Source organism: Xenorhabdus bakwenae (genome assembly GCF_030272115.1).
Lineage (GTDB): Bacteria > Pseudomonadota > Gammaproteobacteria > Enterobacterales > Enterobacteriaceae > Xenorhabdus > Xenorhabdus bakwenae.
The window spans coordinates 279191-294953 of the sequence record NZ_CP119194.1 but is presented as its reverse complement, the minus strand read 5'-3'; the positions used below and the strand labels follow the sequence as shown (position 1 = coordinate 294953).

Below are 15763 nucleotides of genomic sequence, written 5' to 3'. Positions count from 1 at the left end.
TCGAAAACTCAATGATATATTATTTGCCGTTAAAAATGTGATTTTACTCTTAAATTTTTACCTGAAAAATGACCAATTAACGGAACTTTAAAACACTTAGCGTGATAACCATATTTTATTCTAATTTATTTCCATAAAAAACAATTAGCTGAATGGCAACCGCATTATTTTCAGCATTTGTCTTTTCCTCTGCTTTCATTTTATTTTGTAAATGAAATTAAAATTATCAATTACATTAAAATGTGATATTCAACACATTTTAACCAATATGGACTATGATCCAACGATTTTATTGCGATGTGATATCTTTTTAATTTAATAAGGTTTTTTATTATACCGTTAATTTTTTTGATTATGTCGTTACCATGAGCGCCTTTAATTATTAATTAATTAAATGAAATATTTATTTCCATCATAATAACCAATATTTATTTATATTTAACTAACTTTTTTATTAGTGAAGGCGAATAACCCGTTAAAGATTCTCCAATCAATCGAGCGATATCTGTCAGTTCAGGAATGAGAAAAACGTCATGCATGGAGACGGATTGCTCGAGAAAATCTGTTATTCCAAAGAGATGAGCACTTGAAATGATCAGAATTTTTCGGGGGGAACCTGCGTCTGAATCAGGATCACCACTGGTGGTGATGCCGTATCCAAGAAAAGGCATGCAAAACGAAGAAAAAATAGCGGCGTTTCAAGTAACTGCCCAAAACAGCCGCTCATTTCTTTTATAGGTAAAATAATGGAACACACTATTCAGTATTGCTACCTGCCACACGCGAATCCCGTCATCGGCCAGCCATTTCGCATCCACCGGTCGGTTTCTGCCCAAAATACCCATTTCGCCTGATGCTCTGCAAAACCTGAGCTGGCGGCCAGATAATCCGTCGAGGTCACATAAAATTCCCGCGCCCAGCCATCATAAAGATAAAAGTTCCCCCATTCCTCATAGAGCTGTTCCAGCGCATATTTGGAGGCAATCCGGCTGCCCAGTGATTTGCAAAGCTGTTTCGCATTTGAATAAAAATCTTTCGTCAGGCCGGAGCGCTCAAACCAGGTGTGAACCGTCAAGGTCAGCTCGACCTGCTGCCCGGTCTCATCAGTACCCGTGAGCCTGACGCCGTCAGGATTTTGCTGTACCGTCACCACATCCCCCGATACCGTCACCGAGGGCGAGTTACTCTGCCAGTTCACCCGGCCTGTATTGCCTGCCGTGATAAGACGGAATTTCGCGCCACGCCAGAGTACGGAGGGTCCCCTGAGACCAAACGATTTCTGGTTGGCATTGCCGCCCTGACGGTCAACGGCAACAGTATCAACCAGGCGCAACGGCAGGATAAATGCCACAGAGGAGACAACTGGCTGCTCACCCACTTCTGCGGTGACCGAAGCCTGTCCAGCATGACGACTGACCAGGGTTGCGGTTGCCTTTCCCTGACGGTCTGTCCCGCCTTCTGCAAAAATCATCTCGCCAAGATTGCCAGACCAGTCAACCGCTTTATCCGCAAGCTCCTGCCCATGAATATCGGTGACGGTGACAGTAAAAATCACCCGATCTTCGCCATCCGCCGCGGCACGGGTTTTATTGACCCGAATGGTGGATAACAGCACTTCATCAAAGGTGACAATAGGGGCGGTCACTTTATTATCGCCAGCCTGGATCTGAACCTGGTGCTCCCCTGCAAATGTACTGCTCAGCTGAACCTGCGCTTGTCCCTGATGGTCAGTTTGTGTACGTTCTGAGGACAATATGCCATGATCCGTTTGCCAACTCACTGACTGATTTTCCACAGATAGCCCCAGTGAGTCTTTCACCGTGGCGGTCAACACCACGGTATCCTGGCCATCGCCTTTCGCCCGGACTTTATCCACCGTGATAATGGGTTTCAGCAAACGTTTAAAAGTCACCGAAGGGGCATTGAGGATTTTTCCTGACACGTCTGCTTTCACCGTTACCCGCCCGGCGGTGCGACTGACTAACCGGGCTGTCGCTTCTCCCTGACTGTTTGTCTGTTCCTGCCTGTCCAGCAGTTGCCCGTTATCCGCTGACCATTGCACTTGACTGCTGGCAACGGGTTGATCCGCTGCATCGCGCACGTTCACCGTATAAAGGATACTGTCCTGACCATCGGTAATCGCCGTTGGTTTGTTCGCCTGAAGCGTATGGGATAGCGAAGCAATAAAGCGAATCGGAGAAGCCATCACTGTTTCACTGCCAACCGCCACTGTCACTTCTGCATTTCCTGATGCTTTGCTGGTTAAATAAGCCGTGGCCTGCCCTTTCGCATCAGTCATTAATGAAAATGCGGAGAACTGGCCAAGGCGGGTCTGCCAGCCAACAGCCTGATTGGGCACAGGTTGACCACCGGCGTTTTTAACCGTGACAGTCAAGGTTGCCCTTGATTTTCCATCCGCCTTAACGCTGTGTTTATCAACGGTGATTTCGGGTATCAGCACCGCATCAAACTGTACTGAAGGTGCAATGACAACCTCTTCATCCACGGAAACACGTACCGCATGCAGCCCCTGCTGACGGCTGCGCAGCACGACCGATGCCTGCCCCTGCGCATCCGTGTTCTGCCGGGTTTGGGATAATTCGCCGTTATCACTTGACCAGATAACGGCCTGATTAGGGACAGGAGCGCCTTCCTGATCAGTGACAAGAACGGTATAGAGCACACTGTCATGACCATCGGCTTTAGCCTGTGTTTTATTCGCTGTCACCTGCCATCGCTTTTCGGTCGGCAAACTCACTATCAGGATTTCTGCCCGGTTGGAGCGATTACCCCGGCTGTCGATGGCGATCCCCGAAAGCCGAACGGGGTTTTTCGTGGTTTTCGGCAACTGTAACGTCACTTTATCCGGCCGTTGATCAAGTATTTTCCCGCCCGCTTGCTGTAATTCAGCCGTATCCAGCTCTAAACGTGCCAGCGGATATTTAGCGTGGATAATCGGTACAAAGGTCACTTCCTTGCCTTCATATCCGTTGATTGATGCAGGGAAAGCCAGTGTCAGCAACGTTTGCTTCTGATAATCCAACACGATATCGCTACGCCGATTCACAAAATCAAATTGACTGGATCTTAAATTGCGCAATGGCGCGACCGCGTTTGGATCAAACTGTTGGTTTAACGGAACACCCAACCGATAATTGAGGTTCAGGGTAAAACGGTTTTCACTGACACCTTGTTTACCTTGCCGAAAATCAGCGCCCAGTGTCACTAACGGCACCGGCGTGTAAGTCAGCCCCGCGGTGACGCTGTACGGGTTTTTCTGGCGTTCGGATTCACCGAATAACGCGACCTGCTGCCCGTCATAGTGTTCATACTTCAACTGCCCGCCCCAGTGAGGAAACGCAGGTAAATATGCTTCGGCCTGAATATCCCAGCCGTTTGCCGGTCTTGCATCGAAATTTGTGAGCCGGGAGGACTGCCAATGGGATAAACGCTGATAAAGGTTGGCAGACAATTTGACATTATCATGCCAGGCTTCTAACCCAAGACTATACCGGTGATGCTGCTCCGGCCATAACGCATCCCAGAAGACATTGGCACCCCATAACCAATTATCGGCGACATAGCGATAGCCGAATCCGACTGCCGTTGTTGTCTGTCCGTGATGGGTTTTTACCCCGAGCTGACTGAATGCCGTACCCGAAGCTACGTTATACCAGGGTAACAGCCAGTCAAATGAAACGTCTTTTAACGAAAAGTGGCTGTCGAAAGGGAGTGTGAGACGAGCATTGCCATATTGGTTCAACCAGGATGTCAGTGTTGATGTCACCGCAGACGATAACTGCTGTGCAGCCATTGTTTTTGCCGCTTCGTTGGGGGATTGCGATTGAGTAAGTTGCCCCCATTGGGTAGTGATTTCGGCCAGTTTTTGTACCTGCGGGTCTTGGTTTTGATCTTCTGGCATAGCATGACCGGGAAAACTCAGCGACAGACTTAACAAGCTGATAATCAGAGATTTTATTTTATTGTGCCAAGTGGATTGTTTTTTTTGCACCACGGATTGTGACCCTTTTCATTAATGCTGAAAGGGGTAACATGCAGAAAAGGAGCTTTAAATACTGCGGTTAATTCTTTTTCTCATGGTGAAAATTACCTAAATCAGCGGTGAATAGGAACCCCGTTAAATGTATGCGTATAGCACTGGCACTGGGTCATGCACCCAATAGTTAGATAACCTTTGGAAGATAGTATTCACGCTCAATGAAAGTGCCTATCACTTTGTCATGCATTTCTTCGGATTTGGAATAACAGATCGTTTTCCGATTCAGTCTCTTGATGCGAGTACGTAAGGTCAGATTGGTTCTTTCGATACGTTGAGTAAATTTCTTCCCTCTAAAGTGTTTTTCCTCAGAAAGGCAATCGTAAACGGCATAATTATCGGTACAGAAAAATTGAATTTCGAAAGGAGCCAGAAGTGCCAGCAATTTGCTCAGTGTTTTCCTGCTGCGATCCCCCAATACGTGCGCGATTATTTGCTTTTGCTCCGGTTCCCAGGCATACCAAAGCCAGCGCTGATTCTTCTTGTTACCGACAAAAGACCATTGTTCATCAATTTCGCAGATAATATGAATATTATTTGCGGCCAGCGGCAGTGTAGTTACCTGTCTGGGTTCGAGTTTTTTAGGGTACGAAGAACGGTGTTGATACCCACCTTCAGGACACGAGCGGTGTCTCTGATACCGCCATTATTCGCAGCCATATCCACAATCTGATCTTTCATTCCGGGTTTGCAGGCTTGGTAGGTGTAATTCAGTTGAAAGGTTTTACGGCAGGCATAACAGTGATAACGCTGATGTCCGCTGCTTCCTTTTCCATGCCCTTTGACCTCTTCCGCTTTGTGACAGTAACGACAAACCACATCAACTTTAGCCATATCTCACCAGTAATAAAAAGTGGGGAGTTTACTACAACAATCTAATGATTGGGAGCATGACCTACCATCCCATCAGACTCACCCTGCCCGATGGTACAAGCGGTCAAATCATCACTGACCGACGCTGCGCCGTCTTCTACGACTTCCCGCCCGAAGTCAAAATCGAGCCGGTTGAGCGCACTGAACCCGACAGTCCATCTTCCGCCCGTAAAACTGATTAAGCCTAATCAGAAACTTGGCCATGTAATGACTAGCATGATGGGACATCCACTGAACGGAGCACCATCATGCAGCCCTGGCAACCGGGACAACAACTATTAACTAACTTCGATATCAAACTGGGACGATTAGCGGCCAGTGTCAAAAACACGCCCTGTGATCAGGCCGATATTACCCGCGCCTGCAACACCGTTGATCGAATTATTGTATCGATAATGGGGCAAGACCAAGACCATGAAAATAAATCACGGAACTATTTCACATGATAAATTAATGAAAGCCAGTGCATGGGGTAACAGAGAATTTGAAATAGGATCAATACCCGATAACCGAACCATTAAACGATGGATAGAAATAGGTCAATTAAGAGGGAAAATTGTCGATGGTTCGGCATGGGTCTATTCATCAGAAAGATGGGGCGTTGATTCTCTTATTTCATCACAAGTGAACAAGTTAATAAAAGATTTATAAAATGGCTGGACGTCCAAGAAAAAGAGAATTCAGACATTTACCTGATTATCTTTATTTTGATAACTCAATAAAAGAATATCGATTAACGCTGGTCAATGGAAAAAGAAAGGTGATCGGTAGTGATAAGGCAATGGCGGTTGCTATTGCCAGAGAATATAATAATATCATGCGCCCAGAACAATCCGTCTGTATTTCTTCCTTACTTAAGGAATCAGGCGGTAAATTTGGTGAATCATTACCTTTCTCTGATCATGTTGATAAACTCTTCGACAGAATTATTTCGGATGAAAAACCCGCAGCAAATACCCTTGCTGACTGGAATAGCAATATCGAAAGAGTTAAAGAATTTTTTGCTGATATTCCCTGTATGGAAATATCTCTTGAGCATGTTAATGAATATCTCAATAAATACCATACTGAAGCATCTGCTAATGTCCAAAACAGAAAGGTATCTTTTTTAAAGAAACTCTTTAGCTACGCTATTGATGAATCTTTGATGCTTGATAACCCGGCAGAACGTAAAAAGCGCAAGCGTACAGAAGAAAAAATTCGTCGTCGTTTATCCTTTGAGGATTTCAAAAAAATACGTATTGCCGCAGAACCGTGGTTAAGAACAGCGATGGATTTGGCATTGCAGACGACTCAGGCCAGATTAGAAGTCTCGCGTATCAAATACAACATCAAATCCCCGCAGGAAGGTGTTTGTGGTTGTATGTGGTATCCAGAGTCGCAAAATGGCATTTATGGCATGCTCTATATCCACAGACAAAAAGTGCAACATAAAGAAGCCTCTCACGTTGCTATTCCTATCGGAGAAAAACTAAAACAGATCATTGATGGCAGCCGAGATTCTGTTGCTAGCCCGTATGTCGTTCACCGGCTACCGAAAAGACGACCCAATAAAATCAGTGCAGAAGTTAATCATCCAACCCAAGTTGCTCCGGATTATTTAAGCCGGGCATTTTCAGATTTGAGAGACAAAGTTGGAGTAGCTGCACATTTAACAATGGACGAGAGACCCACGTTTCATGAAATTCGCGCATTGGCTGCACACTTGTTTAAAAATAATGGATTAGACCCACAGGCACGTATGGCACACAGTGATGCAAAATCGACAAAAGTTTATACTCAGAACCATGTCGAATGGGTAGAAGTTCCTCACGGAGAGATAGCCATTTAGCATGGTAAAATAGAGCTTAACTCATTGATGTATAAAGTGCTAATTTTACAGATTATGCACTGTTTGCAAAACCAGTCAAAACGCTTTAAGCCCTTGCTACATAAGGCTTTGAGAGTGAAACAATCGCATTCATGGGGTGTCGGGGGTCGTAGGTTCAAATCCTATCATGCCGACCAAATTTCCCTAGAAAAACCAACCACTTGCGGTTGGTTTTTTTATGGGTGAAATTTGTTCTTGGTAAAATGAGGGTAAAATGGGGCCGCCGGAAATTTAAAATTTATTAAAATAATTGTTTATTTATTCCCTCCTTTATTTCTCCATCCAATGTACTGCATAATCCAATATCTCTTTAGCAGGTACAAGCAATGTATTAGCAGATCCGATGGTGCCTTCAATAATAACCTCTGAATGCTCATGACAAAAATGTTCAACAATATCTTTAAAATAACCTTGATGAAACCTTTCACAAACAGGATCTACAGTATCAAATTCCTTTAACATCACCCATTCTACTTGGTTATTTTGCAATAGTGGGACCTCCATTTTTCTAATACGCTTATTGGGAATATTTGCCAAATGTTCAGCATGATGCAAAAGACTCATAGTTTGATATGGAGCGCCAATCATAAGAATTTTACCCTGACGCTCTACCAATTTTGCAAATGGTGAATCATTACCATAACCATAATCTAATGAATGATTCTCTACGAAATATTCAGCATTATTTCCAATAGCGACGACAGAAGCACCAGGGTTTTGGCTTCTAATAGCTCCTTTAGTTGTCCTGACACACTCAGCGAATACACCATGATCTTTGCTTGCTCGGGAAAATGATCGATCATATGGCATGATTTCAGATTTTAATTCTGATAGGACATAACCGTTTACATCCAAACTATCTTCATAATTTTGTTCCCAGTTCGTATAACACAATAATACGCCTTCAATTCCCAAAACCGTTAAAATAGCGTGGATAAGAGCATCTGCACCATTCAAACAATTGCCTACAGATCGCATAGCAACATGAGCCATCACAACATCACCTTGTTTTATGCCTATCCTTTGTAGCTGCTGAACAAGCCTCGATTGTGTCCAATAATTATCTTCACCCACTTTGATCATATATCTACCCTCACTCTTTGTTTAAGTTTGGTTTATTGCATATTCTTCCATTTGGGGCTACCTTATCTATGTGTACTCAAAATCCTACTTAATTTAGTACACCCTCATTTGCTTCTTATTTCGCTCTTCCCCTCCCTGAATTCAGGGAGGGATTTTTGTCGTTGAAAATTTTATAAAACGAATGTTTTTTACTGTCCGTAATCGCGTCAGAGCAAACGGCAATTATATCTTTCTGGCATACCTCTATCATAAATTAAGTATTTATAATTATATAATTTTGTTATAAATATTTCTGTGCATTTCCATTATAAGAAATTTAAATTTCATTAATGATTAATATAAGAATAAGAAAATAAATTCACTTATTTTACAATTAAGTAAGGAAAAAATAGGAACTTCATCATGAATATTAAAAAGTCTCTACTTTTAGTAGGATTAACGGCCTTTGGTGCTATCCCATTCTCTAGTATTGCTGAACCAGATTCAAATCATGGATATGTCGATACACCGCCAAGCAGGGCACTTTTATGCCAAAAAGGTATCAATAAAAACTGCGGACCTGTCATGTATGAACCACAATCGGTTGAAGGTCCCAAAGGCTTCCCACAAGGGGGACCACCAGATGGACAAATCGCCAGTGGTGGTGTTGCTCAATTCAAACAACTCAATGAACAAAGTACAGACCGCTGGCATCATGTCACTATCAATAAAGGAATCAACCAATTTAAATGGACAATAACAGCCCGGCATAGCACCACTTCATGGCAATTCTATATTGCCAAACCTGGCTGGGATCCAAATAAACCTTTAACACGTGCACAATTTGATCTAAAACCCTTCTGTGAGTACCTTGATAATGGAAAAAGGCCAGGCCAAACTGTCTCACTGGACTGTGATATTCCCGATCGCTCAGGCTATCATGTTATTCTCGGCGTGTGGACAATTGCTGATACCCCCAATGCTTTCTATCAAGTTATTGATGTTGATATTAAATAATATTTTTAATTACACTGACATTTTATTTATAAATATACCAACCCAACTTCAAGATGCGTGTTATATTTCCCCGCTCAGCGGGAAAATATAAGGCCTCGCGGCGTCTTGCGGGTTGCAACTTGACGTTTATCGAGTATATTATATGAGCACAAAAAGTGCTGGTAAATGACCAGCACTTTTTCTAAAAAATAAAAATGCTTTTCAGATATGATCTATTCACCCAAAACAACTCTACACATAGAAAAATATGAAAAAATCAACAATTCTTAGGATTGCCCGACCAACAGATAATCTTACTAAAATTGCAGAAATGTATTGTCACGGCTTAGATTTTATCATACTAGGAGAATTCAAAGATCACGATGGTTTTGATGGTATTATGCTAGGGCATCCCAACCATTCCTGGCATCTTGAATTTACTCATCACCACAATACACATGTTGGTAAAGCCCCAACTAAAGATAATTTATTAGTATTTTATATAGAAGATGAACTTGAATGGCAAGAGCATGTAAAATCAATGCAAAATGCCGGGTTTATTCTCATTCATTCTTATAATCCTTATTGGGATAAAAGCGGAAAAACTTTCGAAGATAGCGATGGTTATCGTGTTGTATTACAACATGGTACATCAGAGATTTAGTTATTTATTTTACGATTAATTGTTTATTCACAGGATTACGTCCTTACCATATTGGTCATTCATTTATTAGGCTATTAGCAATAATCTGATTAGACTTCTATTTTTTATTTCTGATAGCCTAAAAAACCACCATGATACTTATTTGATCATGTTATGATAAGAATGTTTTTTGCTCAGATTCCCTTCGCATACGCAAAGCTGCTAACGCTCTCCCATCGGCACGATCCCATTTCACAAACTCTTTTGCTGCACCTTGGTAATCACCGGTATTCAATTTTTTCAATAATGTTGAATGAGCAAAATTACCGATCCCTAAATTGAAAATAAATGAGCATAACGCATCAAATTGCCCTTGTGTTAGAGGTACTTTAACTAATTGCTCAATGGCGGCATAAACAGGGATAAGATCTTGATGTAAATATCCCTCAGCCTGTTGCGTAGTTATCACTTGTCCAGGCTCTACTCCTTTTGTATGACCATATCCAATTGTCCACGGTGCTGCTCCAGTGGCAGGATCTGGATATGCTCTCAATTTCAAGCCTTCATAGCTTTTAAGTTTATTAATACCATTTTCACTGATCTTCATTCATTTTCCCCGCTACCAGATTGAACACCAAGATTATTTTGGTCTAAAAAACAACCCAGAAATCAAGTTTAGATGAAAAAACAATCAGCAATGCTACAATTATACTCGGTGGTAAAATCTTCAGCAAAAAATAAATAAAAAAAATTCGTTAAATATCAACAAATTATTATTTTATACAAAAATTTTTTAATTTTTAAAAATTACTTTAATAAATATCTTGACTCTTTTGCTTTTGAGCATAAAATCTTTCTCAGAATTTAGATTTTCGTGAAGTAAATCACAATTTATAACCGTCAAAGGAAATCATCATGAAATCTGTAAAATCTTTCCTCTCAAATGTACACTGCGTTGTTATCCGGTTATCAGCAACTCGTTTTATGTAAGAGCTGCTGCAATATAAAAATAAGCCAGTCAAAAACTGGCTTTTTTATCGTCACTACAGTCTTAAGGCAAGTGCTTTCTTATCTATTTCATTATTGACACGTTATTCATTGAAGCACTTCTGTTCCGAAAGATGAGTCTTATAAGACTCATAAATTTCAAGGCGTCATACTGCGGCAAGGCAACATCCCCCAGTAACTTTGATAATAGCTAAGTCACTGAGGATGTTATCAGGTGAGAGAACAGCCAACAAAGCAGCAACCTGTAAAATCAAAATGAAGGTATAGAGTTCATGGAATTTCTATGCTGACTGGCTTGCAATGTTCAACTTCAAGATCCGTGTTATATTTCCCCGCGCCGCAGGGAAATATAAGGCCTCGCGTCGCCTTGCGGATTGCAACCTGAAGTTTATTGAGTATATTTCATCAGAAATCAGAATTTATTATCACAGTATTTTTCAACCAAGGCATATAAAATGGCGATGGTTTCTATATCTGGTACACCATCATAATGTGACGAACGGAAGTGCATTTGAAATGCTTTCAATAAAGATTGAAAATTTTCTTTTTTTTCTGCCCCTGTGATGTCATAACCATAACGCTTAAACTTTTCTAAAATCTTGGTGACATCAGGCAGGCAATGCCCGAATTGTTCAATATATTTTTGCTTAGTTTCTTCGTCATACCATGCTCCAACTCCCGCATCATAGAGTTCTTTCCACGGAAAAGAGGGGCCTGGATCGGTTTTTCTTTGCCATGCAATATCTGAATGCCCTACAACATGAGTCGGTTTAATATCCGGGTAACGTTGTAATATATTGATGGCTAACTCTTTGATTGCTGCAACTTGCTCAGGGTGATAAGGAGGGAAAGTGAAAACGCCACCATCATCACTGGCCTCATTCACAATCTCAATACCTATGGATGTATCATTCAACCCTTCTCGCCCATCCCAATAACTTATTCCTGCATGCCAGGCCCTTTCAAGTTCATCAACCAAATTGAATATGTGAATTTTATCAAATCCAGCCGCTTGGTAAGTTGGATCATCTGGGTTTGGAACCAGGTAGTGAGCACTGACAAGTTCCCCGGTCAGCGCCTGAATAGATTTCTCAAAGTTCAAAGCAGTGTAGTGCATAACTAAGAAGCGGGAACGTCTGTTAAAACTTTTGGTTGAACGATATGAATTATAATCAATTTTATACATTATTGTGCCCCTTTATTTGGTTTTGCTATGTAACACTGTAAGTATTAAATCACCTCCAATCCGTTGTTGCCAACAGCATAAAAGGAACAAACATAGCAATAAAGGTATTTGTTTAGTTATTTTTGGAACATCGTGAAGAGGCAGATGGAAAAATGGTGAGGATATGGACATACCGTCGTGATAATCGATATGCCCACGATCAGGAATATTAAAGGAAATTATGGCTCAATTTCAATATCTGTCAGTGGATAACAGCTACAGGGTAAAATTTCCCCTTCATTAACAAATGCCAGTGGCTTACAAGGATATCCAACCTTGCCCTTCACCAGGCGAACACGACAAGAACCGCAATACCCTTGCCGACATTGGTATTCAAGCTGAACTTTGCCATGTTCCAGTGCTTCCAACAAATTGTCGTGCAAACCTGAAGAGTAATGGATATATAACCCCTGCCGTGACGGCAGGGTGACTTTGTAATCAGCCATATCAGAGTTCGAAACCGCTGAGATCCTCAGTATTGACTTCCGAATCAATCTGACCAACCAGGTAAGAGCTGACTTCGACTTCCTGTGGAGCCACTTGGACATTATCAGAAACCAGCCATGAATTGATCCAGGGGATCGGATTAGAACGGGTTTCAAACGGTAATTTCAAGCCCACTGCCTGCATACGAATATTGGTGATATATTCAACATACTGGCACAGAATATCTTTGTTCAGGCCGATCATAGATCCATCTTTAAACAAATAATCAGCCCACTCTTTTTCCTGCTCTGCTGCCAGTACAAACAGATCGTAGCACTGTTGTTCACACTCTTTGGCAATTTCCGCCATTTCAGGATCATCCTGACCGGAGCGTAACAGGTTCAACATGTGCTGTGTTCCCGTTAAATGCAATGCTTCATCACGAGCAATCAGTTTGATAATTTTGGCGTTACCTTCCATTAATTCACGTTCAGCAAAAGCAAATGAGCACGCAAAACTGACATAGAAGCGGATGGCCTCCAGAGCATTAACACTCATCAAGCATAAGTAAAGTTGCTTTTTCAATTCACGTAGATTAATGGTAATAGTTTTGCCCGCAACATCATGCGTTCCTTCACCGAACAGATGATAATAGTGGGTCATCTCGATCAGATCATCGTAATACGCGGAAATGTCTTTGGCGCGTTTTAAAATCTCTTCGTTCTCCACAATATCATCAAATACGATGGAAGGATCGTTCACGATATTACGGATAATATGTGTGTAAGAACGCGAGTGGATCGTTTCTGAAAACGACCACGTTTCAACCCAGGTTTCCAATTCAGGAATGGAAATCAATGGCAGAAAAGCCACATTCGGGCTACGGCCCTGAATGGAATCCAATAACGTCTGATATTTTAGGTTGCTAATGAAAATATGCTTTTCATGATCCGGCAGCGCGTTATAGTCAATGCGATCACGGGCAACATCCACTTCTTCTGGACGCCAGAAAAAGGAGAGTTGTTTTTCAATCAACTTCTCAAAAATAGGATATTTTTGCTGATCAAAACGCGCCACATTAACAGACTGACCGAAAAACATCGGTTCTTGTAGCTGATCATTTTTTACTTGTGAAAAAGTGGTATAGGACATAGTTTCCTCAAATTAAATCTTACACGCGCCGCCTTCACAATCGGAATCTGCTGACTCAACGACTTCTTCCAGATCACCTTGAACGTCTTCTGCCCCATCACGGGTGTTGTGGTAATACAATGTTTTCACACCATATTTGTAAGCGAGCAGCAAATCTTTCAGCAATTGGTTCATCGGAACCTTGCCATTAGGGAAACGCGCCGGATCATAGTTCGTATTGGCAGAAATCGACTGGTCGATAAATTTCTGCATGATCCCTACTAACTGTAGGTAACCATCGTTGCTCGGCATTTGCCACAGCAGCTCGTAAGCACCTTTCAGAAGCTCGTAATCTGGTACAACCTGACGCAAGATACCGTCTTTGGATGCTTTTACACTGATATAACCACGCGGTGGTTCAATGCCATTGGTCGCATTAGAAATCTGCGAAGAAGTCTCTGATGGCATCAATGCAGACAAAGTTGAGTTACGCAAGCCATATTGTTGAATGTCACGGCGCAGAGCTTCCCAATCCATGTGCAAAGGTTCGCTGGTCAGGGTATCCAGTGTCTTTTTATAAGTATCAATCGGCAAAATACCTTGTGCATAAGTGGTTTCACCAAACCACGGACAAGTACCTTTCTCTTTCGCCAATTCGTTTGACGCTTTTAACAGATAATACTGCATCGCTTCAAATGTTTTGTGAGTCAGGTTGTTAGCGCTGCTATCAGAATAACGTACACCGTGTTTCGCCAGATAATAAGCGAAGTTAATTACGCCAATCCCCAGCGTCCGACGCCCCATTGAGCCTTGTTTTGCAGCGACAATCGGATAATCCTGATAATCCAGCAAGGAATCCAGCGCACGAACGGCCAACTCCGACAACGCTTCCAATTCACTCAGATTTTCGATGGCTCCCAAGTTGAAAGCAGACAACGTGCACAGCGCAATTTCACCATTTTCATCGTTAATATTGTCCAGCGGTTTAGTTGGCAATGCAATTTCTAAGCACAGGTTCGATTGACGCACAGGTGCAATAGCCGGATTAAACGGGCTGTGAGTATTGCAGTGGTCTACGTTTTGGATGTAAATACGGCCTGTTGAAGCACGCTCTTGCATCATCAAAGAGAACAATTCAACTGCTTTAATGCTCTCTTTACGGATACTGCTGTCATTTTCATACTGCGTGTACAGGCGCTCAAATTCTTCCTGATCTTCAAAGAATGCATCGTACAATCCCGGAACATCAGACGGGCTGAACAGAGAAATGTCTCCGCCTTTAATCAGGCGCTCATACATCAGTTTGTTAACTTGTACACCGTAGTCCATGTGACGAACACGGTTACCCTCAACACCACGGTTGTTCTTCAGTACCAGCAGGCTTTCAACTTCCAGATGCCAAAGCGGATAGAACAGGGTTGCTGCACCGCCACGCACACCACCCTGAGAACACGATTTCACCGCCGTCTGGAAATGTTTGTAGAATGGGATGCAACCTGTGTGGAACGCTTCACCATCACGGATTGGGCTACCCAATGCACGGATGCGCCCCGCATTTATGCCTATGCCGGCACGCTGGGAAACATATTTAACAATCGCGCTGGATGTCGCATTGATAGAATCCAGGCTGTCACCACACTCAATCAGGACACAAGAGCTAAATTGGCGAGTGGGAGTGCGAACTCCCGCCATGATTGGCGTTGGCAGCGAAATTTTAAAGGTAGACACCGCATCATAGAAACGACGGATATAGTCCAACCGCGTTTCTTTTGGATAAGAGGAAAACAGGCATGCAGCAACCAGCATGTAGAGGAACTGGGCACTTTCGTAAATCTCACCAGTTACACGATTTTGTACTAAATACTTCCCTTCCAGCTGCTTGACCGCTGCATAAGAGAAATTCATATCACGCAAATGATCAATAAAACTATCCATTTGCTCAAATTCTTCTTTGGAATAGTCTTCCAGCAAATGTTTGTCATATTTACCCAGGTTGACCATTTTTACGATATGGTCATACAGCGCAGGTGGCTCAAACTGACCATAAGCTTTTTTACGCAGGTGGAAAATAGCCAGGCGTGCCGCCAGATACTGATAATCAGGAGCATCACCGGAGATCAGGTCAGCCGCAGCTTTAATCATGGTTTCATGGATATCCGATGTCTTGATGCCATCGTAAAATTGAATCTGGGAACGCAGTTCTACTTGTGACACTGAGACATTTTTCAGACCTTCAGCAGCCCAGGCAACAACCCGGTGAATTTTATCAAGATCAATTTGTTCTTTATGTCCATCACGTTTGGTAACTAGCAGACTCTGGTTCATGGGGAAATACACCTTCTCTCTTTTCGTATCCCGCCTATATTGTTCCTTGACCTCTTGACAGCACGATGCCCCCAAGATGGCTGATCGCCAGTTGGGGCTTAACTGCAATTCACTATTGTTTTGCGACTGCTTATTGCGACTTGCTAC

At 42.5% G+C, this 15763-nt stretch carries 13 protein-coding genes; 5 read left to right on the top strand and 8 right to left on the bottom strand.

The features are described 5' to 3' along the window. Positions 1-769 precede the first annotated feature (769 nt). Together PXH59_RS01870 and PXH59_RS01865 are read right to left on the bottom strand one after the other, a co-directional pair. On the bottom strand, positions 770-4015 hold the full coding sequence (locus PXH59_RS01870; protein ID WP_285810057.1) for an Ig-like domain-containing protein: 3246 nt from the start codon (positions 4013-4015) through the stop codon (positions 770-772). Positions 4016-4184: 169 nt separating this feature from the next. Continuing rightward, positions 4185-4891, bottom strand: a protein-coding gene (locus PXH59_RS01865; protein WP_285808308.1) for an IS1 family transposase whose coding sequence is annotated in 2 segments (ribosomal slippage) — positions 4185-4642 and positions 4642-4891 — 708 coding nt in all. Because the reading frame shifts where the segments join, the coding sequence is not laid out codon by codon here. Positions 4892-5178: 287 nt separating this feature from the next. On the opposite strand from PXH59_RS01865, the gene PXH59_RS01860 reads away from it, so the two are divergent. From PXH59_RS01860 to PXH59_RS01850, 3 genes are read left to right on the top strand one after another with little or no spacing between them, the layout of a single operon-like run. Next, positions 5179-5376: a hypothetical protein gene (locus tag PXH59_RS01860; protein WP_285810056.1), complete on the top strand. Its 198-nt coding sequence runs from the start codon at positions 5179-5181 to the stop codon at positions 5374-5376. A 7-nt stretch (positions 5377-5383) separates the two neighbouring features. After that, positions 5384-5581 carry a hypothetical protein gene (locus tag PXH59_RS01855; RefSeq protein ID WP_285810055.1) on the top strand — a complete coding sequence of 66 codons (198 nt, stop codon included), beginning with the start codon at positions 5384-5386 and terminating at the stop codon, positions 5579-5581. 1 nt (position 5582) lies between these two features. Then, a complete protein-coding gene (locus PXH59_RS01850; protein ID WP_285810053.1) occupies positions 5583-6761 on the top strand; it encodes a tyrosine-type recombinase/integrase in 1179 nt (392 codons plus the stop codon). A 309-nt stretch (positions 6762-7070) separates the two neighbouring features. On the opposite strand, the gene aac(3) is transcribed toward PXH59_RS01850, so the two are convergent. Further along, entirely contained in the window at positions 7071-7883 is an 813-nt protein-coding gene (gene aac(3), locus PXH59_RS01845; RefSeq protein WP_285810052.1) for an aminoglycoside 3-N-acetyltransferase, read from the bottom strand. Between the two features lie 402 nt (positions 7884-8285). Here aac(3) and PXH59_RS01840 point away from each other — a divergent pair, with 402 nt between their 5' ends. Beyond that, entirely contained in the window at positions 8286-8879 is a 594-nt protein-coding gene (locus tag PXH59_RS01840) for a lytic polysaccharide monooxygenase (RefSeq protein ID WP_047769348.1), read from the top strand. A gap of 247 nt (positions 8880-9126) precedes the next feature. Then, positions 9127-9522, top strand: coding sequence for a VOC family protein (locus PXH59_RS01835; protein ID WP_047769350.1), 396 nt, complete (start codon positions 9127-9129; stop codon positions 9520-9522). 151 nt (positions 9523-9673) lie between these two features. Here PXH59_RS01835 and PXH59_RS01830 read toward each other — a convergent pair whose 3' ends face one another. The 5 genes from PXH59_RS01830 to nrdA all read right to left on the bottom strand — a co-directional run bounded on the left by PXH59_RS01830 (position 9674) and on the right by nrdA (position 15616). Further along, a complete protein-coding gene (locus PXH59_RS01830; RefSeq protein ID WP_285810051.1) occupies positions 9674-10108 on the bottom strand; it encodes a lysozyme in 435 nt (144 codons plus the stop codon). 813 nt (positions 10109-10921) lie between these two features. Then, entirely contained in the window at positions 10922-11695 is a 774-nt protein-coding gene (locus tag PXH59_RS01825) for an N-acetylmuramoyl-L-alanine amidase (RefSeq protein WP_285810050.1), read from the bottom strand. A gap of 218 nt (positions 11696-11913) precedes the next feature. Next, positions 11914-12180 carry a class I ribonucleotide reductase maintenance protein YfaE gene (gene yfaE / locus PXH59_RS01820; protein ID WP_047769355.1) on the bottom strand — a complete coding sequence of 89 codons (267 nt, stop codon included), beginning with the start codon at positions 12178-12180 and terminating at the stop codon, positions 11914-11916. Between the two features lies 1 nt (position 12181). Further along, positions 12182-13312, bottom strand: a complete 1131-nt coding sequence (gene nrdB / locus PXH59_RS01815) for a class Ia ribonucleoside-diphosphate reductase subunit beta (protein ID WP_047769357.1) — start codon at positions 13310-13312, stop codon at positions 12182-12184. Between the two features lie 12 nt (positions 13313-13324). Further along, positions 13325-15616, bottom strand: a complete 2292-nt coding sequence (nrdA, locus tag PXH59_RS01810; protein WP_047769359.1) for a class 1a ribonucleoside-diphosphate reductase subunit alpha — start codon at positions 15614-15616, stop codon at positions 13325-13327. Between the last annotated feature and the right edge of the window lie 147 nt (positions 15617-15763).